General features: G+C 66.5%; 23 protein-coding genes and 1 tRNA gene. 16 read left to right on the forward strand and 8 right to left on the reverse strand.

All coding sequences use genetic code 11. From position 1 onward, the window contains the following. Positions 1–149 precede the first annotated feature (149 nt). Complete coding sequence (locus tag C5F46_RS03285; protein ID WP_107323937.1) at positions 150–491, forward strand: DUF2853 family protein; 342 nt, start codon at positions 150–152, stop codon at positions 489–491. A 10-nt stretch (positions 492–501) separates the two neighbouring features. Here C5F46_RS03285 and C5F46_RS03290 read toward each other — a convergent pair whose 3' ends face one another. Beyond that, the gene (locus tag C5F46_RS03290; RefSeq protein WP_107323938.1) at positions 502–1,128 is read right to left on the reverse strand and encodes an enoyl-CoA hydratase/isomerase family protein; all 627 of its coding nucleotides are present in this window, start codon (positions 1,126–1,128) and stop codon (positions 502–504) included. A 116-nt stretch (positions 1,129–1,244) separates the two neighbouring features. Here C5F46_RS03290 and C5F46_RS03295 point away from each other — a divergent pair, with 116 nt between their 5' ends. The 3 genes from C5F46_RS03295 (at position 1,245) to C5F46_RS03305 (ending at position 4,999) form a co-directional block, all read left to right on the forward strand. Next, positions 1,245–2,747, forward strand: a complete 1,503-nt coding sequence (locus C5F46_RS03295; protein ID WP_168796845.1) for a DUF2125 domain-containing protein — start codon at positions 1,245–1,247, stop codon at positions 2,745–2,747. Between the two features lie 79 nt (positions 2,748–2,826). Further along, a complete protein-coding gene (locus C5F46_RS03300) occupies positions 2,827–4,173 on the forward strand; it encodes a TldD/PmbA family protein (protein WP_107323940.1) in 1,347 nt (448 codons plus the stop codon). Further along, the gene (locus C5F46_RS03305; RefSeq protein WP_107323941.1) at positions 4,160–4,999 is read left to right on the forward strand and encodes a 3'(2'),5'-bisphosphate nucleotidase CysQ; all 840 of its coding nucleotides are present in this window, start codon (positions 4,160–4,162) and stop codon (positions 4,997–4,999) included. Before C5F46_RS03300 ends, C5F46_RS03305 begins: the two co-directional genes overlap by 14 nt. Here the strand turns inward: C5F46_RS03305 and cysK are convergent. From cysK to C5F46_RS03320, 4 genes are read right to left on the reverse strand one after another with little or no spacing between them, the layout of a single operon-like run. After that, positions 4,942–5,910: a cysteine synthase A gene (gene cysK / locus C5F46_RS03310; RefSeq protein WP_107324012.1), complete on the reverse strand. Its 969-nt coding sequence runs from the start codon at positions 5,908–5,910 to the stop codon at positions 4,942–4,944. The genes C5F46_RS03305 and cysK overlap by 58 nt on opposite strands. Positions 5,911–5,924: 14 nt before the next feature. Next, the gene (locus C5F46_RS16570; protein WP_168796846.1) at positions 5,925–6,095 is read right to left on the reverse strand and encodes a hypothetical protein; all 171 of its coding nucleotides are present in this window, start codon (positions 6,093–6,095) and stop codon (positions 5,925–5,927) included. Next, complete coding sequence (locus C5F46_RS03315) at positions 6,092–7,219, reverse strand: YeeE/YedE thiosulfate transporter family protein (RefSeq protein ID WP_107323942.1); 1,128 nt, start codon at positions 7,217–7,219, stop codon at positions 6,092–6,094. The genes C5F46_RS16570 and C5F46_RS03315 overlap by 4 nt, the downstream gene beginning before the upstream one ends. A 7-nt stretch (positions 7,220–7,226) precedes the next feature. Beyond that, positions 7,227–8,171, reverse strand: coding sequence for a sulfurtransferase (locus C5F46_RS03320; protein ID WP_107324013.1), 945 nt, complete (start codon positions 8,169–8,171; stop codon positions 7,227–7,229). A 459-nt stretch (positions 8,172–8,630) separates the two neighbouring features. Between C5F46_RS03320 and C5F46_RS03325 the strand changes: the two genes are divergently transcribed. The 6 genes from C5F46_RS03325 (at position 8,631) to C5F46_RS03350 (ending at position 14,762) form a co-directional block, all read left to right on the forward strand. Next, positions 8,631–10,127 (forward strand): acetyl-CoA hydrolase/transferase family protein, encoded by a 1,497-nt coding sequence (locus C5F46_RS03325; protein ID WP_168796847.1) that lies wholly within the window; start codon positions 8,631–8,633, stop codon positions 10,125–10,127. 115 nt (positions 10,128–10,242) lie between these two features. After that, complete coding sequence (locus C5F46_RS03330; protein ID WP_107323943.1) at positions 10,243–11,391, forward strand: ABC transporter substrate-binding protein; 1,149 nt, start codon at positions 10,243–10,245, stop codon at positions 11,389–11,391. A 54-nt stretch (positions 11,392–11,445) separates the two neighbouring features. Next, positions 11,446–12,363, forward strand: coding sequence for a branched-chain amino acid ABC transporter permease (locus C5F46_RS03335; RefSeq protein ID WP_107324015.1), 918 nt, complete (start codon positions 11,446–11,448; stop codon positions 12,361–12,363). Beyond that, entirely contained in the window at positions 12,360–13,337 is a 978-nt protein-coding gene (locus C5F46_RS03340) for a branched-chain amino acid ABC transporter permease (RefSeq protein WP_107323944.1), read from the forward strand. The genes C5F46_RS03335 and C5F46_RS03340 overlap by 4 nt, the downstream gene beginning before the upstream one ends. After that, positions 13,330–14,079 carry an ABC transporter ATP-binding protein gene (locus C5F46_RS03345; RefSeq protein WP_107323945.1) on the forward strand — a complete coding sequence of 250 codons (750 nt, stop codon included), beginning with the start codon at positions 13,330–13,332 and terminating at the stop codon, positions 14,077–14,079. Before C5F46_RS03340 ends, C5F46_RS03345 begins: the two co-directional genes overlap by 8 nt. Next, the gene (locus C5F46_RS03350) at positions 14,076–14,762 is read left to right on the forward strand and encodes an ABC transporter ATP-binding protein (RefSeq protein WP_107323946.1); all 687 of its coding nucleotides are present in this window, start codon (positions 14,076–14,078) and stop codon (positions 14,760–14,762) included. The genes C5F46_RS03345 and C5F46_RS03350 overlap by 4 nt, the downstream gene beginning before the upstream one ends. A gap of 72 nt (positions 14,763–14,834) precedes the next feature. Here C5F46_RS03350 and C5F46_RS03355 read toward each other — a convergent pair whose 3' ends face one another. From C5F46_RS03355 to C5F46_RS03365, 3 genes are all read right to left on the reverse strand, one after another. Then, positions 14,835–16,499 (reverse strand): cation acetate symporter, encoded by a 1,665-nt coding sequence (locus tag C5F46_RS03355; RefSeq protein ID WP_107323947.1) that lies wholly within the window; start codon positions 16,497–16,499, stop codon positions 14,835–14,837. Continuing rightward, entirely contained in the window at positions 16,496–16,804 is a 309-nt protein-coding gene (locus C5F46_RS03360) for a DUF485 domain-containing protein (protein ID WP_107323948.1), read from the reverse strand. The genes C5F46_RS03355 and C5F46_RS03360 overlap by 4 nt, the downstream gene beginning before the upstream one ends. A 425-nt stretch (positions 16,805–17,229) precedes the next feature. Further along, positions 17,230–17,305: transfer RNA gene (locus C5F46_RS03365), tRNA-Lys, on the reverse strand. A gap of 138 nt (positions 17,306–17,443) precedes the next feature. On the opposite strand from C5F46_RS03365, the gene dapF reads away from it, so the two are divergent. The 6 genes from dapF (at position 17,444) to C5F46_RS03395 (ending at position 22,050) form a co-directional block, all read left to right on the forward strand. Continuing rightward, the gene (gene dapF / locus C5F46_RS03370) at positions 17,444–18,244 is read left to right on the forward strand and encodes a diaminopimelate epimerase (protein WP_168796848.1); all 801 of its coding nucleotides are present in this window, start codon (positions 17,444–17,446) and stop codon (positions 18,242–18,244) included. Then, positions 18,241–19,494: a tRNA (N(6)-L-threonylcarbamoyladenosine(37)-C(2))-methylthiotransferase MtaB gene (gene mtaB, locus C5F46_RS03375; protein ID WP_107323950.1), complete on the forward strand. Its 1,254-nt coding sequence runs from the start codon at positions 18,241–18,243 to the stop codon at positions 19,492–19,494. Before dapF ends, mtaB begins: the two co-directional genes overlap by 4 nt. A gap of 87 nt (positions 19,495–19,581) precedes the next feature. Further along, the gene (locus C5F46_RS03380) at positions 19,582–19,977 is read left to right on the forward strand and encodes a c-type cytochrome (RefSeq protein WP_107323951.1); all 396 of its coding nucleotides are present in this window, start codon (positions 19,582–19,584) and stop codon (positions 19,975–19,977) included. Between the two features lie 41 nt (positions 19,978–20,018). After that, complete coding sequence (locus tag C5F46_RS03385) at positions 20,019–20,951, forward strand: histone deacetylase family protein (RefSeq protein WP_107323952.1); 933 nt, start codon at positions 20,019–20,021, stop codon at positions 20,949–20,951. Then, positions 20,948–21,184, forward strand: a complete 237-nt coding sequence (locus tag C5F46_RS03390) for an exodeoxyribonuclease VII small subunit (RefSeq protein ID WP_107323953.1) — start codon at positions 20,948–20,950, stop codon at positions 21,182–21,184. Before C5F46_RS03385 ends, C5F46_RS03390 begins: the two co-directional genes overlap by 4 nt. Beyond that, positions 21,184–22,050, forward strand: a complete 867-nt coding sequence (locus tag C5F46_RS03395) for a polyprenyl synthetase family protein (RefSeq protein WP_107323954.1) — start codon at positions 21,184–21,186, stop codon at positions 22,048–22,050. Before C5F46_RS03390 ends, C5F46_RS03395 begins: the two co-directional genes overlap by 1 nt. The last annotated feature ends 13 nt before the right edge of the window (positions 22,051–22,063 follow it).

A 22,063-nucleotide genomic window follows, 5' to 3' on the forward strand; every position in this document is an offset into this window, starting at 1 on the left:
CTATGCCGGGTGGCCAGCGCCGCGCCAAGGCGGGTCAAGGTCGCAGCGGTGCGCCCGGGCCGTGCATGTTTTTTCTTTGTGCGGCGGCAGATTGGCCTTAGGCTTTGGCGTGGGCGCCCTGCGCGCCAGGCCAGAACGAGGGAAACCCGATGGGGAAAAGAGACGATCTGATCGCGAAATACGCCGACGACCTGCGCAGCAAATGCGGCATCACCCCCGACATGGACCTGCTGACGAAAATCACCATCGGCTGCGGTCCCACCATCTATGACGCCGACTCGGAAACCGTCGCCGCCAGCCAGGAAAGCGAGTTGGAGACCGTTCGCACCAACTTTCTGATGCGCAAGCTGGGGCTGCCCGACGGGCCGGAACTGATGAAGGCGATCAACACGGTGATCGACACCTACGGCAGGTCGGAGCGGAACAAGTACCGCCCCGTGGTCTATTACATGCTGGTCAAGCACTTTGGCAAAGAGGCCGTTTACGGCTGACAGGGCGGGCTTAGAGGGCGGTAGTGACCAACGCCTTGATCCCGGCGACATGGGCCGGGGTGGCGTTGCGCGCATCGGTTGCCAGCGCCGCCACAGCCTCATCCAGGGCCGCGGCATCGGGCACAACCCGCTCGATCAGACCCCAGTCGCGGGCCTCTTCGGCGCCGATCCGGGCGCCTGCCATCAAGATCATCTTGGCCCGCGCCGGGCCGATCAGCGCCGCCATCCGCTTCGGATCAGAGGGCTGGGGCAGAAACCCCAGCTTCATCACCGGATAAAAGAAATTCGCCCCCGACACCGCCAGCCGCAGGTCGCACGCAAGCGTCATGCCAAAGGCGCCGCCCGCCAGGGTGCCATTCAGCGCCGCGATCGTCAGGCATGGCAGCGCGGCAATGCGCCCCGACAGCCGTTCCCACACATCGGCGGTGGCCAGCCCCGCCCGCGCCTCGTCCAGATCGGCGCCGGCGGAAAACACCTTGCCAGTGCCACGCAGCACGAAAACCCGCGCGCCTTCTGCCGCGGCGCGGGCGGCGAGCGTGTCGATGTCTTCCAGCATGGCGCGGGTCAGCGAATTGGCCTTTTCAGGCCGGTCGATCACCACCTGCCAAAGCCCTGCTTCGGTTTCCAGCCGTATCATCGCAGCACCCCCTTTTCGCCTGCCGATCTGCGCTCTAGCAAGCCCGCCCCCCCTTGACCATGGCCGACAGGCGCGGGATGCTCTGCCCAAGGCTGGCACAGCACAAAGGACATGTCATGGCTCAGTGGAAAACCCTCGGCGCCGGGGTGGCGCTTTCTGCGCTGATGGGAACGACTGCGGCCTTTGCCGATGTGACCGCCACAGATGTCTGGAAACGCTGGTCCGACACTGCGGTGTCGATGGGCCAGCAGGTCAGCGTCGGCTCGGAACGGCGCGAGGGCAACACGCTGGTGCTGCGCGATCTGGTCTTTTCGCAAGCCACTCCCGAAGGCGGCTACAGCGCCAACGTGCCCGAACTGCGGCTGCGCGAACGCGGTGACGGCAGCGTCGAAGTGACGGTGGCGCCGGAAATTCCGATGCAGATCAACGCGACCCCGACCGAGGGGCCGGCAACCGACATGGCCGTGGTGATGCGCACCAAAGACATGCGCACCATCGTGGCAGGCACGCCCGAGGCCATGTCTTATGCCATCACAGCCCCCAAAATCGTGCTGGAAGGCGATGCAGCCGACGCTGCCGCGGCAGGCTCTGCCGGCGCGGGCGGGGTTCCGGTCAAGTTTCTGGTCACGATGACCGGCAACGAAGGTGCCTATACCGTGGACGGCGCCGATGTTCAGATGATCGACGGCAAATTCACAACCGACGCGATCGATTTCACCCTTTCGGGCGCCGATGCGGAAGCCGGCAGCACCTTTACCGCCAAAGGTGGCACCGAAGATCTGAGCCTGACCGGCAAGACCCGCATGCCCAAGGGCGTGGACATGCAAGACATGGCCGCGGCACTGGCGGCCGGGTTCTCTTCGACAGGCGCGATCACCTATGGCAAGACCGGCTATGTGATGGATTTCTCTGATGCCGAAGGCACTGGCAACATCAAATCCAGCGCTGACAGTGCCACGCTCGATTTCTCGGTCTCGGGCGACGGACTGTCTTATGCGGGGCAAGGCACCGGCACGCAGGTGGAAATCACCGCGCCGACGATGCCCTTCCCGGTCAGCTTTGCGATGCAGCAAGCCGCGTTCAAATTTGCCATGCCGGTGGCCAAGCGTGACATGGCGCAGGATTTCGGGCTGAAGCTCGACTTCAGCGGCGTCACGATTTCCGAGGCGCTTTGGGGCATGTTCGACCCCACTGCACAACTGCCACGCGACCCGGCCCGACTGTTGGTTGATATCACGGGCAAGGCCAAGCTGGTGGCCGACTTCTTCGATGCGACCGCGATGCAGAGCGGCGCTGCCCCCGGCGAGATTGAAGCGGTCAAGCTGACCGCGATGCAGTTGAACGTGGCGGGCGCCGATCTAAGCGGCACCGGCGATGTGACGGTGGACAATTCCGGCGCCGCCCCCAAACCCGTGGGCGCGGTCAACCTGCGGCTTGTCGGCGGCAACACGCTGATCGACAAGCTGGTGGCGATGGGCCTGTTGCCCGACGATCAGGCGATGGGCGCGCGGATGATGCTGGGCCTGTTCGCGGTGCCCTCGGGCGAGGATACGCTGACCTCGACCATCGAGTTCCGCGCCGATGGCGGCATCTACGCCAACGGTCAGCGGCTGCAATAACAGGCGCCTTGGCGCGCGGGGCCGCCCGGATGCCGGGCGGCTTCTTCTTTCCTCGCCATGGGGCGATGCAGGGGGCATCATGCAGGACAGGCTAGAGGGGCTGACGGCCGCACTGTTGCAGGCGGCGGCACAGGCAGGCGCCGGGCAGGCCGACGCGATCGCCATCGAGGGGCGGTCGATCTCGATCGACGTGCGCGACGGCGGGCTGGAACAGGCCGAACGCGCCGAAGGCGTGGAAATCGGGTTGCGGGTGATCCTTGACGGACGGCAGGCCTGTGTTTCGGCCTCGGATATCTCGGCGCGCACCATCACCGAAATCGCCGAACGCGCGGTGGCGATGGCGCGCGAGGCCCCGGTGGACCCCTACGCCGGGCTGGCCGACCCGGACCAGATCGCGCGCCACTGGGACGTGGCCGCGCTGGAGCTGGAAGACCCCGCCCCCGAACCCGCCGCCGCCCTGCTGGAGGATGACGCCCGCAGGGCCGAGGCCGCAGGGCTGGCCGTGGCAGGCATCAGCCAGATGCAGTCGGCCAGCGTCAGCTATTCGCGCCGGGCGATCCATCTGGCCGCCTCCAACGGGTTTTCGGGCGGCTATGCGCGCAGCTCGCGCGCTGTGTCGGCGGTGGCGATCACCGGCGAGGGGCTGGGAATGGAACGCGACTGGGCCGCCGAAAGCCGCACCTTTCAGGCCGACCTGCCCAGCCCCGAAAGCGTAGGCCAACTGGCCGCCGAACGCGCCGTGGCCCGTGCAGGCGCGCGCAAGCCGCCGACTGGCGCCTTTGCGGTGCTGTATGACGAACGCATCGCCTCGGGGCTGATCACGCATCTGCTGGCCGCCATCAACGGCGCCTCGATCGCGCGCGGGTCATCTTGGCTGCGCGATGCGCTGGGGGCGCAGGTGCTGCCCGCGGGCCTGTCGCTGCGCGAAGACCCGCACCGCCCGCGCATCTCCGGTTCGCGCCCCTTCGATGCCGAGGGGCTGGCAACCAGGCCCCGCCTGATCATCGACAGGGGCGTGCTGACCGGCTGGACGCTCGATCTCGCCTCGGCGCGCAAGCTGGGGATGGACAGCACCGCCTCGGCCAGCCGCGGCCCGGCGGCCCCGCCTTCCCCCTCGGCAGGCAATGTGGCGCTGACCCAAGGCACCGCCAGCCGCGACGATCTGCTGCGCGAGATGGGCACCGGGCTGTGGATCACCTCCATGCTGGGTTCGACCATCAACCCCACCACCGGCGATTATTCGCGCGGCGCTGCGGGGTTTTGGGTGGAAAACGGGGTGCCGGTCTATCCGGTAAACGAATGCACCGTGGCGGGCAACCTGCGCGACATGCTGATGCGCATCACCCCTGCCAATGACGCGCGGCCCCATCTGAGCCATGTCGTACCCAGCCTTCTGGTCGAAGGTCTGACCCTTGCCGGAGCATGAGCTTGCGCTGCTGACCGAGGCCGCGCGGACGGCGGGCGAGATTGCGCTGCGCTGGTGGCGCAAGCCGGTGCAGGTCTGGGACAAGCCCGGCGGCGCGGGGCCCGTCTCGGCGGCCGATCTGGCCGTGAATGCCGCGCTGGCGCAGATGCTGCGCGGCGCGCGCCCTGATTATGGCTGGCTGTCGGAAGAAAGCGCCGACAGCGCCGGACGGCTGGCCGCGCCGCGCAGCTTCATCATTGACCCGATAGACGGCACCCGCAGCTTTCTGGCCGGGCAGGACGGCTTTGCCCATTCGCTTGCCGTGACCGAAGCAGGGCGGGTGATTGCGGCGGTGGTGTTTTTGCCCGCGCGCGGAGCGCTCTATGCCGCCACCGCGGGCGGGCCTGCGCTGAAAAACGGCCTGCCGATCAGCGCCGCCGCAAACCGCCCGCTGGCCGGGGCCGAGGTGCTGACGACCGCGGCAAGTTCCGACCCGGCGCTTTGGCACGACGACCAGCCGCCGCTGTGGCGCCGGGCGTTTCGCCCGGCGATTGCCTGGCGGCTGTGTCTGGTGGCCGAGGGGCGGTTCGACGCCATGCTGTCGCTGCGCCCCACCTGGGAATGGGACAGTGCCGCGGGCAGCCTGATCGCCGAACGCGCCGGGGCGACGGTGACCGACCGCACGGGCGCGGCACTGGGGTTCAACCGCCCGCATCCGCAGGCCTGCGGCCTGATCGCCGCGCCGCCCGCGCTGCATGCCGAGATCATGGGTCGGCTGCGCCCCGAGGATCAGCCCGGCGCGCCTGCCGCGTCGAACACCCCCTCGAACAGCACCGACGACAGATAGCGTTCGCCGGAATCGGGCAGCACCACAACGATGGTCTTGCCCGCGTTTTCGGGCCGATGCGCCAGCCGCAGCGCCGCCGCGGTGGCCGCACCACAGGAAATGCCCGCCAGAATTCCCTCCTCGCGCGCCAGCCGCAGGGCGGTTGCCACGGCGTCGTCGTTGCTGACCTGCTCGATGACGTCCACCAGCGACAGGTCGAGCACGCCGGGCACAAAGCCTGCGCCGATCCCTTGAATCTTGTGCGGGCCCGGCTGCACCGGCACGCCCGCGCGGGTCTGGGTCAACACCGGGCTGGCGGCAGGCTCTACCGCAACCGAGGTGATCGCGCGGTTCTGCGCCTTGAGATAGCGCGACACGCCGGTGATGGTGCCGCCGGTGCCCACGCCCGCCACGAAAATATCCACCGCGCCGTCGGTATCGTGCCAGATTTCCGGCCCCGTGGTGCGTTCGTGGATGGCCGGGTTGGCCGGGTTCTGGAACTGTTGCAGCAGCACATATTTCGGGTCTGATGCCGCGATCTCTTCGGCCTTTTCGATGGCACCCTTCATACCTTTGGCACCCTCGGTCAGCACCAGCCTGGCGCCGTAAGCCAGCAACAACTTGCGCCGCTCGATGCTCATGGTGTCGGGCATGGTCAGCGTGATCGGAATGCCGCGGGCAGCGGCCACGAAGGCCAGCGCGATGCCCGTGTTGCCCGAGGTCGGCTCCACAATCTCCTTGCCGGGGGTCAGGATGCCCTTTTCCTCGGCATCCCAGATCATCGCGGCGCCGATCCGGCATTTGACCGAATAGGCCGGGTTCCGCCCCTCGATCTTTGCCAGAACGGTGGCCGCGGCGCCGTCGGTGATCCGGTTCAGCCGCACCAGCGGGGTGCGCCCGATCGAAAGCGAGTTATCAGCGAAAATGGTCATGTCATGTCCTTTGGTCATTTGGCGGGCGCTGCGGTGCAATGCGCCCCGCTGGCAGCCAGGCCCGAGCCCAGCGCCAGAAACGGCGGCGCCTTGTAGGGGTTGAGCGGCGCGCTGGCCGCAAGATCAAGGCCGATCACGGCGGCAAGGGCAGCCACGACGGCAAGGGCGACGGGGCGACGGGTCATGGCCGCGCCTCCAGCCCCAGGGCGGGGCGGGCCTTGATGCCCACATATGATCCCGCAAAGGCCGCGACAAACCAGACCCAGCCGTGCAAGCTGCCGGTCGAAATTCCGCTGAAGAAGGCCCCCACGTTGCAGCCAAACGCCAGCCGCGAGGAATAGCCCAGCACCAGCCCCGCCAGCACCACCGCCACCCAGGCCCGTGCAGACAGCCGCGGCAGCCGCGCTGTCAGCCCGCCGCGCCAGGCAGCGACCAGAGCGGCGCCCGCGAGGATGCCGATATTGGTGAGCGAAGTCACATCGGTCAGCACGCTTTGCGCCAGACGTTCGGCATTGCCGGGCGCGGCCCAGAAGGCGACGCCGGTCAGATCGGCCCCCAGCGCCTGCACGCCCTTGGCAGCCCAAAGCCCAAGGCCATAGACCACGCCCCAGGGCTGGCCCGACACGATCAGGTTCAGTACCGCCAGCCCCGCCAGCAAAACCGCCGCCAGCCACAACCGGCCGGGCAGCTTGCGGCTGCCGGGCTTGCCCAGCGCCAGCGCCAGAACCGCCACTGCCGCCAGCGCAGCCAGCGTCAGGCCCAGCCCCGAATTGCCCGCCAACGCCACCACCGGCGCCGTGCCAAGGCCCAGCCACCAGTCCAGGTGCAGCGTTGCGGCGAAACTGCCCAGCGCAAAGAACGGCAGCGCCAGCGCCCCCACCGGGTTGCCGCTGCCCGCGTTTACCAGCGTGCCTGACCCACAGCCCAGCACCAGCTGCATCGCGGCACCAAACACGAAGGCACCGCCTATCATCGCCACGCCCACCGGCGCATGGGCGCCCATCAACTCGCCTGCGTTCGATTGCAGCAGTGGAAAGGCCACCGCCGCGACCAACGCAATCGCCAGAAGCTGCGCCACCAGCCCGGCCGGTTCACGCCGCAGGATCATCGCACGCCACGGGCCGGCAAAACCAAAGCGCAACCCCTCCAGCGTGATGCCGAAACCAAGGCCGATGAGCAAAAGCGCGCCATAGCGCGCGCCCGCCAAGGCTGCGACAGCCAGGGCCGCCGCAAGCGCCAGCGCCACCAGCGCCAGGCGCCCGGCAATCGGGGCACCCGCGCGGGGCGGAGAAAGTGTTGTATCGGTCATGGCTGCCTCAGAACACGCTCTTGATCTGGTTCCACAGGTTGCGGATCGGGCCGGGTGTGTTGTCCATCGGCAGGCCCGCCTGCGACCAGCCCACCATCGACTCGGGGTAGAGCCTCACCCCCTCGATCCCGGCAAGCTCGCTGAGCGCAAACCAGTTGGTCGCGGCCCAATGGCCGGTGTTGCAGAACGACACCAGTTGGTCGCCCTGCTGGAACCCGTTTGCCGCCGCAAGGCTTTGCACCGCGGCGCCGTCGATCAGGCTGGGACCAGAGGTGAACCAGCGCGAATGGGTGAAGTATTTCGACTGCGGCAAGGTGCCGGGCCGGGCGGCCGAGGCATGGGCCTGCTCGCCCGCCCAGAACGACTCGGGCCGCGCGTCGATCAGATCACCCACGGCCTTGCCTTCGACCACCGCCAGAACGTCGTCAGTCGTGGCAAGCCAGGTATCGGCAAAGGTCACCGTGATGTCAGAGACCACCGGCGCGACCGCTTCGGTCGAAACCGGCAGGCCCGCCCCTGTCCATGCGTCAAAGCCGCCGTTCAGGATCGCCAACTGGCTGACACCCGAAGATTTCAGCGTCCAGTAAACCCGCGCAGCGGCGCCGAAATCGGTTTCGTCGCTGCCCTGATGCACGATCACGGTGGGCCGGCCAGGGGTGACACCAAGGCTGCGCAGAACCTCTGTCAGCTTGTCGATGGCGGGTACAGCGCCGGGGTTTTCAGCCGGGCCGCGGAACAGCCCATAGGGCGCGGCCACGGCACCGGGGATATGGCCCTCGGCATAGGGTTTCTTGCCGTCTTCGGTGCTGGCGGGGCGGATATCGAGGATCAGCAGCGCGTCGGCCTGCGCGGCCAGATCGGCGGGGGCGATCAGCGGGCCAAAAGCCCCCTGCGCGAAGGCGGGCGCCTGAACCAGCGCAATAGCGGCAGCAAGGGCAAGGATCTTGTTCATCGGGGGCTCCTTGGCGAACAATGTTTTGTTTCTGGTGGCACCCGACGCCGCGGCATTCAAGGCCGGGGTTAGCACGATTGACCAGCAAAAAAACATTGCATTTCAAGCATATGTTCTGCGGATATCCGAAACCCGGAACGCTGTTCAGATGCGATGCAGAGAGCGGGAACAGTTACCCCTCCCTTACCGCCCGCAAGGGAACACCCGGCGCGCCCGGTGCGGATGATCACAAATTCGTGATAATCCGCAGGCCATGCACCAGACGCCAAAGGCCATGCGTTTTTCGCATGTCTGCCTTCACGTCGGCCAATATCCGATTCGGACAATTGAGGTTTCTACGGCCAGGTTCTAGCAAACCCCTTGCCCCTGTCGGGGCCTTGTCCGAGCCGGCGGACCCCCCCGGCCGGACATTGGCCCCAGCCCATCGGGGTGTGCGGCACATCCTTGGGAGAGGCAATCGTGCAAAATCCGAACTTGGACCGAATTCGCAACGCAACGCTGCGCGAACGGATCGTCACCGCCGACGAGGCCGCGCTTTTGATCCGCGACGGCATGACCGTGGGCATGTCGGGCTTTACCCGCGCGGGCGAGGCCAAAGCCGTGCCGATGGCGCTGGCCGCCCGCGCAAAGACTGAGCCGCTGAAGATCACGCTGATGACCGGCGCAAGCCTTGGCAACGATCTCGACAAAACCCTGACCGAGGCGCATGTGCTGGCGCGCCGCATCCCGTTCCAGTCCGACCCGGCGCTGCGCCGCGCGATCAACCATGGCGAGGTGATGTTCATCGACCAGCACCTGTCAGAAACGGTGGAAATGCTGCGCACCCGCCAGCTTCCAGCTGTCGATGTCGCGGTGATCGAGGCCGTGGCGATCACCGAATCCGGCGGCATCGTGCCCACGACCTCGGTCGGCAACTCGGCCAGCTTTGCCATTCTGGCAGAAAAGGTGATCGTCGAGATCAACCTGAACCAGCCCGCCGCGCTGGAAGGTCTGCACGATATCTACATCCCGACCTACCGGCCGAACCGGCTGCCGATACCCGTGGTGACGCCTGAAAGCCGGGTGGGTCTGCCCTTTATTCCGGTGCCGCCGGAAAAGATCGCGGCCATCGTCGTGACCGAAAAGCTGGACAGTTCGGCAACCATTCTTGAACCCGATCACCACACCCGCGCGATTGCGCGCCACCTTGGCGACTTCCTGCTGCACGAGGTGAAAATGGGGCGGCTCGATCACAGCCTGCAACCCTTGCAGGCCGGGATCGGCACTATCGCAAATGCCGTGCTGCACGGCTTTCTCGACACGCCGTTCCACAACCTGAAAATGTATTCCGAGGTCTTGCAGGATTCGACCTTCGATCTGTTCGACTCGGGCAAGCTGATCTTTGCCTCGGGTTCGTCGATCACGCTGTCGGCGGGCAAGTATCAGGAGATTCTGCCGCGACTGGCCGAATACAAGCCACGTCTGATCCTGCGCCCGCAGGAAATCTCGAACCACCCCGAGGTGGTGCGGCGGCTCGGGCTGATCTGCATCAACACCGCGCTGGAGTTCGACATCTATGGCAATGTCAACTCGACCCATGTGATGGGCTCGCACATGATGAACGGCATCGGCGGGTCGGGCGATTTCGCGCGCAATGCCTATCTGTCGGTCTTTGTGACAAAATCCGAGGCCAAGGGCGGGCTGATCTCGTCGGTGGTGCCGATGGTCAGCCATGTCGATCACACCGAACATGACGTGGACATTCTGGTGACCGAGGTGGGCCTTGCCGATCTGCGCGGGCTTGCGCCGCGCGAGCGGGCAAAGACCATCATCGCCAACTGCGTCCACCCTGAATGGCGCCCCGCATTGCAGGACTATTTCGAACGCGCCTGCGCCCGCGGCGGGCATACCCCACATGTTCTGGAAGAGGCGCTGTCCTGGCACGCGCGGCTGCGCGAAACCGGGCGCATGGGCTGAAACCTGCGGCATCCTGCCCCCGCCGGGCGCCAAATACCCGGCCGCGGTCAAGTTTCGGTTGCGGGCGTGCAAAACTGCCCGCTAACTCGACAAAAGACCAACCGGGGGAAACAGGATGACGATGAAGGCAATTCTGATGGGTGCCGTGGCGGCGCTGGCGATGGGCCTTGGCACGGCGAGCGCCGAGGGGGTGAAGGTCGGCATGATCACCACCCTTTCGGGCGGCGGCGCGGGCCTCGGCGTCGATACGCGCGACGGGTTCCAACTGGCGCTGAAACAGGCAGGCGATGCCGCCAAGGCGGTGGAACTGATCATCGAGGATGACCAGCAAAAGCCCGATGTGGCGGTGCAGATCGCCGACAAGATGATTCAGTCCGACAAGGTCGATGTGCTGACCGGGATCGTCTGGTCCAACCTTGCGATGGCGGTGGTGCCGGCCGCCGTGGCGCAGGGCAAGTTCTACCTGTCCACCAACGCCGCGCCCTCGGCGCTGGCGGGCAAGGGCTGCAACCCACGCTATTTCTCGGTATCCTACCAGAACGACAACCTGCACGAGGCGGCTGGCGCCTACGCGGCCAGCGCGGGCATCGGCAAGGTGTTCATCATGGCGCCGAACTACCCGGCAGGGCAGGATTCGCTGACCGGCTTCAAGCGGTTCTATGATGGCGAAGTGGTGTCAGAGGTCTATACTCAGGTCGGCCAGACCGACTACGCCGCCGAAATCGCGCAAATCCGCGCCAGCGGGGCGGATGCGGTGTTCTTCTTCCTGCCGGGCGGGATGGGGATCGCCTTCCTGAAACAATATGCCGAATCCGGCGTGGGCCTGCCGCTGATCGGCCCGGCGTTCTCCTTCAGCCAGGACATCCTACCCGCCGTGGGTGATGCGGCACTGGGGGTGAAAAACACTGCCAACTGGTCGCATGATCTGGACAACCCCGCCAACGCCGCCTTTGTCGAAGGGTTCAAGGCCGAATATGGGCGACTGCCGTCGATCTATGCCTCGTATGGCTATGACACGGCCAACCTGCTCTTGTCGGCGATCGCCAAGGCCGATGTGGCCGATGCCGAGGCGTTCCGCGCGGCACTTCAGGCGGCCGACTTCGCCTCGGTCCGCGGCAAGTTCCGCTTTGGGACAAACCAGCACCCGGTGCAGGATATTTATGTGCGCGAGGTGATGAAGGAAGGCGACGCGCTGACCAACCGCATCGTCGGAACCGCGATGACCGACCGGGCCGACGCCTACGCCGACCAGTGCGGCATGTAAGGCCGACGGGCCGGGGCAGCCCCCCGGCCCGACCGACATGAGGATCACCCCATGATGCTGCTGATCGAGCAGGCCCTGAATGGCCTGCAATACGGCATGATGCTGTTTCTGATGGCTGCGGGCCTGACGCTGGTGTTCGGGGTCATGGGGCTGATAAATCTGGCGCATGGTGCGCTGTACATGGTGGGCGCCTTTGCCTGCGCTGCGGTGGCAGGCGCCACGGGCTCGTTCTGGCTGGGGCTGGCCGCCAGCCTTGCGGCCGCCGCTGCGGCGGGGGCGGTGGTGGAACTGCTGGTGATCCGCCGGCTGTATGCCCGCGATCATCTGGATCAGGTGCTGGCCACCTTTGCGTTGATCCTGGTGTTTTCCGAGGGCACGCGCTGGCTGTTCGGGTCGTTCCCGCTCTATCTGACGCTGCCGCCACTGCTGTCGGGGGCCGTTACCCTGCCGGGCGGGTTGCAATACCCGCTGTTCCGGCTGGCGCTGATCGGGCTGGGAGCGGCGATAGCCTTTGGCCTTTATCTGCTGATCACCCGCACCCGCCTTGGCACCCGCATCCGCGCGGGCGAGGCCGACCGCGAGATGGTGGCGGCGCTGGGAGTGGATATTGCGCGGCTTTACACCGCCGTTTTCGCCCTTGGCGCCGCGCTGGCGGGGCTGGCGGGGGCGCTGGTGGGCACGATCCAGTCGGTGCAGGTCGGCATGGGCGAGCCGGTGCTGATCCTGGCCTTCGTGGTGATCGTCATCGGCGGCATCGGGTCGGTCAAGGGCGCTCTGGTGGGCGCGCTGCTGGTGGGCATGACTGACACCCTGGGCAAGGCCTTCCTGCCCGGCGTTCTGGCGCGGCTGATCGACCCGTCGGCAGCCAACACCATCGGCTCGGCCATCGCCTCGGTGCTGATTTATGTGCTGATGGCGGGGGTGCTGATCGTGCGCCCGCAGGGGCTTTACGGCGAAAGGGGCATGGCATGACCCGCGAGGCCGCGCTGAATGCCGCGCTGTTCGTGGCCCTGATCGGCACCGCGCTGGTGGCGCAGGCGCTGGGCGAGGGGTTCATCATCACGCTGGCCACCAAGGCTGCGATCTTTGCGCTGGCGGGGGTAGGGCTGAACCTGGTGCTGGGCTATGGGGGCCTCGTGTCCTTCGGCCACGCCGCGTTCTTCGGGCTGGGCGGCTACGCTACCGGCATCCTGGCCAGCCACGCCATGAGCGGGGTGCCCGTCGCCACCCTGCCCTTCACACTGAACGGCAGCACCGAAATGCTGGCGATCTGGCCCCTGGCCATCGCGGCCTCGGGCCTTGCGGCGCTGGCGATCGGGGCGCTCAGCCTGCGCACCTCGGGCGTCTATTTCATCATGGTCACGCTCGCCTTCGCGCAGATGATCTATTACCTCGCCATCAGCTGGCCAGCCTACGGCGGCGAGGATGGGCTGTCGTTCTACGTCCGCAACACCTTCCCTGGCCTGAACACCTTTGACCCGATCCAGTTTTTCGCCATCTGCGCGGGGCTGCTGGCGGCAGCCCTGGGCCTGGTGGCGGTGCTGACCCGGTCGCGCTTTGGCCTTGCGCTGCGGGCGGCCCGGCAGAATGAATCGCGGGTGGTTGCCGTGGGCATCCGGCCCTATTCGATCCGGCTGCTGGCGTTCATGCTATCGGGCATGATCGTGGGGCTGGCGGGGTCGCTTTATGCCGACCTGAACCGTTTTGTCAGCCCGGCGATGCTGAGCTGGCACATGTCTGGCGAAATCATGGTGTTCGTAATCCTGGGCGGGGTGGGGCGACTGTTCGGGCCGGTAGCGGGGGCGCTGGCCTATATCGCGCTGGAGCATCTGTTGGGCGGCGTCAGCGACTATTGGCAGGCGCTGCTGGGGCTGCTTTTGCTGGCCATCGTGATCTATGCGCCGGGCGGCCTGATCGGGCTGATCGCCGGGAGGCGCCATGTCTGAGCCGATTCTGGACCTTCACAACCTGCGCAAGACCTTTGGCGCGCTGACCGCCACCGATGACGTCAGCCTGACGCTGCATCCGGGCGAAATACACGCGCTGATCGGCCCCAATGGCGCGGGCAAATCAACCCTGATCAAGCTGATCTCGGGCGAGTTGCGCCCCGATTCCGGCACCATCCGGTTCGAAGGGCAGGCGATTGACCGGCTGGGGCCAGCCGCGCGCGCGCGGCTGGGGCTGGCACGCAGCTTTCAGGTGTCCGCGGTCATTCCGGGCTTTACGGTGCTGGAAAACGTCATGCTGGCGGTGCAGGGGGCCAGCGGGGCCAGTTTCCGCTTTCTGCGCCCTGCCCTGCGCGACCGGGCGCTGACAGAACCCGCGCAGTTTCACATCGCCCATGTCGGGATGGGCACACGCGCGCACATGCCCGCAGCCGACCTGAGCCATGGCGAGCGGCGGCGGCTGGAAATCGCCATGGCACTGGCCCTGCGCCCGCGCGCCTTTCTGCTGGACGAGCCGATGGCCGGGATGGGCACCGAAGGCGCCCGCGATCTGACCGCGATCCTGTCGGAGTTGCGCACCGAAGCGCCGATCCTGCTGGTCGAACACGATATGGACGCGGTCTTTGCGCTGGCCGACCGGATCTCGGTTCTGGTCTATGGCCGGATCATCGCCACCGGCACCGTGGCCGAAATCCGCGCGTCAGAGGCCGTGCGCGCAGCCTATCTGGGGGATGCCGCATGACCCTGCTGGAGATGTCCGGCGTCACCGCTGCCTATGGCCCGGTGCAGGCGCTGTTCGGCGTCGATCTGGCGTTGGCCGAGGGCGAGGTGGTGGCGCTGATGGGCCGCAACGGCATGGGAAAGACCACCACGATCCGCACCCTCACCCGGCTGTTGCCCGCCAGCGGCGGCACGATCCGCTTTGCAGGCCGCGATCTGGCGGGCCTGCCCGCACATCGCGCCGCGCAGCTGGGTCTGGGGCTTGTGCCCGAGGGGCGACGCTGCTTTGCACCGCTGAGCGTGGCCGAAAACCTGGCCGTCGCCGCCCGCCCCGGCGCCTGGACGCTGTCGGGCGTGACCGAGCTGTTCCCGCGTCTGGGCGAGCGGCTGGGGCAGAACGCGCGCACCCTTTCGGGGGGCGAACAGCAGATGCTGGCGATCGGGCGGGCGCTGCTGACCAACCCGCGCCTGTTGATCCTTGATGAGGCGACCGAGGGGCTGGCGCCGCTGGTGCGGCAGGAAATCTGGGCCGCGGTGCGCCGCCTCAAGTCCGGGGGCATGTCGATTCTGCTGGTGGACAAATCGTTGCGCGAACTGGCCGCCGTGGCCGATCGGGCGGTGGTGCTGGAACGCGGCCGCTCGGTCTGGGCGGGGGCAATGGCCGCGCTGACGCCCGAGGTGACAGACCGCTATCTGGGTCTATAGGCCGCGCAGCGGGATGGAACGGCAAAAGGCCCGGACAATCGCCCGGGCCTTTCGGTTGCTGTCGCGCGGGCCTTAGTGCGCCAGCGCGCCCGCGGCCCCCAGCCCGGTTTCCGAGCGCACGAATTGCGCCGGATACCCCGCCTTGTCCAGCGCGGCGCGGGCCGACCGGTCAGTGACCGAGAAGAACCAGATGCCAAAGAACGCCGCAGACATCGAGAACAGCGCATACTGATCCCACGGGAAGATCGGCGCTGCAAAGCCCAGGACGCTGACCCAGACCGTCGGCCCCAGCACCACGCAGGCTACTGCCGATACCAGCCCGATCAGCCCGCCGATGAAGGCGCCGCGGGTGGTCATGCCCTTCCAGAACAGCGACAGGAAGAGCACCGGGAAGTTGACCGAAGCCGCAAGCCCGAACGCCAGCCCCACCATGAAGGCGATGTTCTGGTTTTCAAACGCCAGCCCCAGCACAATGGCAATGACGCCCAGCATCAGCGTGGCGATGCGCGACACCCGCATCTCTTGCTTGTCCGAGGCTTTGCCGTTGCGGATCACCCGGGCATAAAGGTCGTGGCTCACCGCCGAGGCCCCCGACAGCGCCAGCCCCGACACCACCGCGAGGATGGTGGCAAATGCCACCGCCGAGATGAAGCCCAGGAACACATCGCCCCCCACTTCGCCCGACAGATGGATGGCCGCCATGTTGCCGCCGCCGATCAGCTTGCCCGCTCCGTCCAGATAGGCCGGGTTGGTGCCGACCAGCGTGATGGCCAGAAACCCGATCGTCACCGCAAGGATGAAGAAATAGCCGATGAAGCCGGTGGCATAGAACACCGATTTCCGCGCAGCCTTGGCATCGGGCACGGTGAAGAACCTCATCAGGATATGCGGCAGGCCCGCAGGCCCGCACATCAGCGCCAGCGCCAGCGACACCGCCGCGATCGGGTCCGAGATTGAGGACGAGGGTTTCAGGATTTCCTCATGCGCGGCGTGATTGTCCAATGCGGCGCGCATCATCGCCTCGGGGCTGAAGCCGAACTGCGCCAGCCCCAGAATCACGAGAACGGTGCAACCGCCCAGCAGCAGCACCGCCTTGACGATCTGCACCCAAGTGGTGGCCAGCATGCCGCCGAAGGTGACGTAAAGCATCATCAGCACGCCAACAAGGATGACGGCGTAGCTGTATTCCAGCCCGAACAAAAGCTGGATCAGCTTGCCCGCCCCCACCATCTGCGCGATCAGATAGAACACCACCACCGTCAGCGCACCAAAGGCCGACAGGGTGCGGATACGCGTCTGTTCAAACCGGAACGAGGCCACATCGGCGAACGTGAACTTGCCAAGGTTGCGCAGCCGTTCGGCGATCATGAACAGGATCAGCGGCCAGCCCACGGTCCAGCCGACGGTGTAGAAAATCCCGTCCACCCCTTTGCCAAACACCATGCCTGACACGCCCAGAAAGGCCGCCGCCGACATATAGTCACCCGCAATCGCCAGCCCGTTCTGAAAGCCGGTGATACCGCCCCCGGCGGTATAGAAATCCGAGGCCGAGCGCGTGCGCCGCGCCGCCCATGCCGTCAGCACCAGCGTCGCGGCCACAAAGAACAGGAACATGCCGATAGCGATGTAGTTGACCGACCGCTTGGCAACCTCGCCCTCGATCGCGCCGCCGGCGGCCATGGCCCAACCGGTCAGCACCACCATGGCCGCAGAGGCCATAAAGAAGATGCGCGTCATGCCTGCCCCCCGCGGATCGCTTCGCGCGCAAGACGGTCGAACTGGCCATTGGCGCGCAGGGTATAGATACCCGTCATGACAAAGGCGAAGGCCTGAATGCAAAAGCCCGCGATCAGCCCCACGCACCACGCCGAGGTGCCCAGAAACGGGGCCGAAAACAGCGCCGGGTTGAACACGGCGACCGAGACGAACCCGATGTAGACCGCCAGAACGATCAGCGACAGGGTGACAGAAAAGCGGTTCCTGCGCGCTACCAGCTCGTGAAAGCGCTGATTCGCCAGAATTTTTTCGTGAACGGGAACCATGTGACTCCTCCTAAGGAACTCCTCGGCGCGCGCAATATTCTGCTGCGCAGCGAAGCGAAAGCGAAATTATTGGTCTGGGTGAAATTTTATTCCGCAGCGCGGCATTCGCCGGGGCATTGCTGCCGCCACCGCCCGCGATGGGCTGCAAAGGCGGGGCAGCCTGTGATCGCCGGGAGGCCTGCGCATCACCAGACATCGCCGCAAGGGCCGCACTTGCGCACCAAGGGCAGGCCAAGCCGGATCAGTTTGCGTGCGCGATGAAAGGAAACAGCCGGTCAACCGACAGGTGCAGCGCGACAATTCCAGACCGCAGGGCGTAAACCTGGGTCGCACAAGTCAGCGGTTTCAAAGCAACCGTCTGACGCAGGTGAAGCACCTCGTGATGAGGCGTTCAACCTGGGTAAAAAGCGCCAGTTAGAGTGTGATGGTGAGCCGGACAGGATTCGAACCTGTGACCCGCTGATTAAAAGTCAGCTGCTCTACCAACTGAGCTACCGGCCCATCACAGGGCGTTTCTCTATAAACCACGGCGGGGCGGGTCAAGGGCCAAGTGCAGGAAAAATCGGCCCACTGGAAGAATCTTTGCGGCGCGCGTATATCGCGGCCATGGACCAGATACCCCCCCTAGGCCTGCCGTTCATGAAAATGCACGGGCTGGGCAACGATTTTGTGGTGATCGACGCGCGCGCGGGCCGCAACCCGGTGACGGCAGCGCTGGCGCGTGCGCTGGGCGACCGGCACTGTGGCGTGGGCTTTGACCAGTTGGCGGTGATCGAGACTGACCCCCAGGCAGATGCGCGGCTGACGTTCTACAACGCCGATGGCTCGCTGTCAGCGGCCTGCGGCAATGCCACGCGCTGCATCGCCCGGCATCTGATCGACACCACCGGCAAGACCCATCTGCGGCTGCGCACCGAACGCGGCATCCTGCTGGCCGAGGAGGCAGGCGGCGGGCTGACCCGCGTGAACATGGGTGCGCCGATGCTGCGCTGGGATGAGATTCCGCTGTCAGCCGTGATGGAAACCCTGCATCTGCCGATTGCGGGCGACCCGGTGGCCACCGGCATGGGCAACCCGCATTGCACCTTTTTTGTCGCCGATGCGGAGGCGGTGGACCTTGCCGCCCGCGGTCCCGAGATCGAACATCACCCACTGTTCCCCGCACGCACCAATGTGGAATTCGTGCAGGTGCTGGGCCGTGATTCGATCAGGCTGCGGATCTGGGAACGCGGCACCGGGGTCACGCTGGCATCAGGCTCGTGTTCCTGCGCGGCGGCGGTGGCGGCAGCCCGGCGCGGGCTGACCGACCGGCGCGTTACCGTGCATGTCGATGGCGGCGTGCTGGAAATCGACTGGCGCGAGGATGGCGTCTGGATGACCGGCCCCACCGCGCATGTGTTCGACGGGGTGCTGACGCCCGCGTTTCTGGCGGGGCCATGACCGCGCCGATCTTTGAAACGCTGGGATGCCGGCTGAACGCCTATGAAACCGAGGCGATGAAGGAACTGGCCGCCGCGGCGGGGCTGGACAATGCCGTGGTGGTCAACACCTGCGCCGTAACCGCCGAGGCGGTGCGCAAGGCCAAGCAGGATATCCGGCGGCTGGCCCGCGAAAACCCAGGCGCGGCAATCATCGTGACCGGCTGCGCCGCGCAGACCGAACCCGAAACCTTTGCCGCCATGCCCGAGGTGACGCGGGTGATCGGCAACACCGAAAAGATGCAGGCCGCAACCTGGGCCGGGCTGCGCGCGCCCGATCTGATCGGGCAGACCGAAAAGGTCATGGTCGATGACATCATGTCTGTGCGCGAAACCGCCGGCCACCTGATCGACGGTTTCGGCCGGCACCGGGCCTATGTGCAGGTTCAAAACGGGTGCGACCATCGCTGCACCTTCTGCATCATCCCCTTCGGGCGGGGCAATTCGCGGTCTGTGCCTGCGGGCGTGGTGGTCGATCAGATCAGGCGCCTGCGCGACCGCGGCTTCAACGAGGTGGTGTTGACCGGCGTCGATCTGACAAGCTGGGGTGCCGATCTGCCGGGTCAGCCGCGGCTGGGCGATCTGGTGATGCGCATCCTGCGGCTGGTGCCCGATCTGCCCCGGCTGCGGATTTCCTCGATCGACTCGATCGAGGCGGATGACAACCTGATGCTGGCCATCGCCACCGAACCGCGCCTGATGCCGCATCTGCACCTGAGCCTTCAGGCAGGCGATGACCTGATCCTGAAGCGGATGAAGCGGCGCCACAGCCGCGATGACGCGATCCGCTTTTGCGAAGATGCACGGCGCCTGCGCCCCGGCATCGTGTTTGGCGCCGACATCATCGCGGGCTTTCCGACCGAGACCGAGGCGATGTTTGAAAACTCGCTGCGGCTGGTCGAAGATTGCGGGCTGACCTTCCTGCATGTGTTCCCGTTCAGCGCCCGCAAGGGCACGCCCGCGGCCCGGATGCCGCGCGTGCCCGGCCCCGCGATCAAGGAGCGCGCGGCACGCCTGCGCATGGCAGGCGCGGCACGGCTGGCCGCGCATCTGGCGGCGCAGGTGGGCCAGGATCGGCTGATCCTGACCGAAGGCGCCCGAGCCGGGCGCTGCGAGGATTTCACCGAGGTGGCCTTTGCAACCGACCAGCCCGAAGGCACGATCCTGACCACGCGCATCACCGGGCATGATGGCGCGCGTCTGCTGTCGTAACATTCCTCTGCCCGCAGTGCTTTCTGGATTGACTCATGCTGACGTAGCGTCATCCTGAACGGGGGTTCACCTCAAGAGGAGGATGTTATGACCGGAAAATTTGTTTCCCTGATCCTCGTGGCAGGGGCGCTCGCCTTTGGTCCCGCGCAGGCCGATGACGCGGGCAGGGGGCTTTATGCGCAATACTGCTCCAGCTGCCACGGCGCTGAGGGCAAGGGCGATGGCCCGATGGCTGAATACCTCACGCTCAAATCGCCCGACCTGACCACGCTTTCAGCCCGCAACGAGGGCAAGTTCCCGATGCTGGATGTGCTGCACATCATCGACGGCCGAACCGGTGTGCGCGCCCATGGCGGGCCGATGCCGGTGTTTGGCGCTGTGTTCAGCACCGAACACGCGGCCACGATCGACTATACCGAGGTGCTGGCCACCCGCGGGCGCATCCTGTCGCTGGCGCAATACATCGAGTCGATTCAGGGCTGATGAGACGCGCGGCAATGACGGGCCGGGGCTGACGCCGGCCCATGGCGACCGCGTTCTTTACCCATCCGGCCGGGCTGGCCCATCTGGTTCCGCCCGGCCACCCCGAAGGGCCCGCCCGTCTGGTCGCCGTTCACGCTGCGCTGGCAGATTGGCGTTTTTCGGCGCTTATCCGACACGAGGCGCCGCGGGCCCCCCGGTCTGAGGTGCTGCGCGGCCATTCCCCGCGTTATCTGACAGCGATCGATCACGCCCTGCCCGCCGCGGGCTTTGCGCAACTGGATGGTGACACCTTCCTGTCGCCCGGCACGGTCGAGGCCGCCTTGCGCGCCGCGGGTGGGGTCTGCGCCGCCGTCGATGCGGTGCTGGCAGGCGAGGCAGTCAATGCCTTTGTCGCGATGCGCCCGCCCGGCCACCATGCCGAAGCGGAACGCGCGATGGGATTTTGCCTGTTCAACGCTGTTGCCATCGGCGCACGCCGCGCGCTGGACCATCACGGCTTGGCCCGCGTGGCGGTGCTGGATTTTGACGTGCACCACGGCAACGGCACGCAGGCGATCATGTGGGATGAACCGCGCGCCTTCTTTGGCTCTTCGCATCAGATGCCGCTTTATCCGGGAACCGGGGCCGCAGGCGAAACCGGCGCGCATGGTCAGATCATGAACGCCCCCCTGCCCGCCGGGTCGGGCGGGGCCGAAATGCGCGCGGCATGGGCGCGTATCCTTGCCCGCGCCCACACCTTTGCCCCCGATCTGATCCTGATCTCGGCGGGGTTTGACGCGCATTGCGCAGACCCGCTGGCCGGGCTGATGTGGCAGACCGACGATTACCGATGGCTGACCGAGGCGATCTGCGATCTGGCGTGGTCATGCTGTCGCGGACACATAGTCTCGACGCTGGAAGGCGGATATGATTTAGAAAGCCTGGCCGCTTGCGCGGCGGCCCATGTTGCGGTGCTGATGGAACGGGGCGAATGAACGATATAAAGGCGATGAGTTTCGAGGAGGCAATGGCGGCGCTGGAAAGGGTCGTCCGCGATCTGGAATCGGGGCAGGTCTCGCTCGATCAGTCGATTGCGCTGTATGAGCAGGGCGCCGCACTGAAGGCGCAGTGTGAAACACTGCTGCGCGCCGCCGAAGAGCGCGTTGAAAAGATCACCCTGAACGAGGCGGGCCAACCCGCCGGAACTACTCCGCTGGAAGGTCTGTGATGTTCGAAGCCCGCCTGACCGAGGTGCAGGGTCTTGTGCAATCTGCCCTGGATGCCACCCTTGCCACCCGCCCCGACACGCCGCTGACCGCCGCGATGCGCTATGCCTGCCAGGGCGGCAAGCGCCTGCGCGCGTTTCTGGTGCTGGAGGGGGCCGCGCTTTACGGCATTCCGGCCACGGCGGCGCTGCCTGCTGCTGCCGCTGTCGAGGCGCTGCATGCCTACAGCCTTGTGCATGACGACATGCCCTGCATGGACAATGACGACCTGCGCCGCGGCCTGCCCACCGTGCATGTGAAATGGGACGAGGCCACCGCCGTTCTGGCGGGCGACGCGTTGCAGACGCTGGCGTTCGAGCTGTGCTGCGCGCCGGTTCTGGGCGCCGCCGACCGCCGCATCAACCTGGTTGCGGCGCTGGCCAAGGCCTCGGGGGGCGAAGGGATGGTGCATGGGCAGGCGCTGGATATCGCCGCCGAAACGGCCGGGCGCCCGCTGACGATTGACGAAATCACCGCGTTGCAGGCGGGCAAGACCGGTGCGCTGATCGGCTTTGCCGCCGAGGCCGGGGCGATTTTGGCAGGCGCGGATCGCGCGCCGCTGCGCGCCTATGCCGATGCGTTGGGGCTGGCCTTCCAGATCGCCGACGACATTCTGGACGTGACCGGCAACGAGGCTGCAACCGGCAAGCGCGTCGGCAAGGATGCCGAGGCGGGCAAGGCCACCTTCGTGTCGCTGCTGGGGCTTGATGGCGCGTGCACCCGAGCCGCCGAACTGGTGGCCGAGGCCGAGGCAGCGCTGGAACCCTTTGGTGCGACAGCGGATAACTTGCGGGCTGCGGCCCGCTTCGTTATCGCTAGACAAACGTGATAGACCAGCCCCC

This window comes from Phaeovulum veldkampii DSM 11550 (assembly GCF_003034995.1).
Lineage (GTDB): Bacteria > Pseudomonadota > Alphaproteobacteria > Rhodobacterales > Rhodobacteraceae > Phaeovulum > Phaeovulum veldkampii.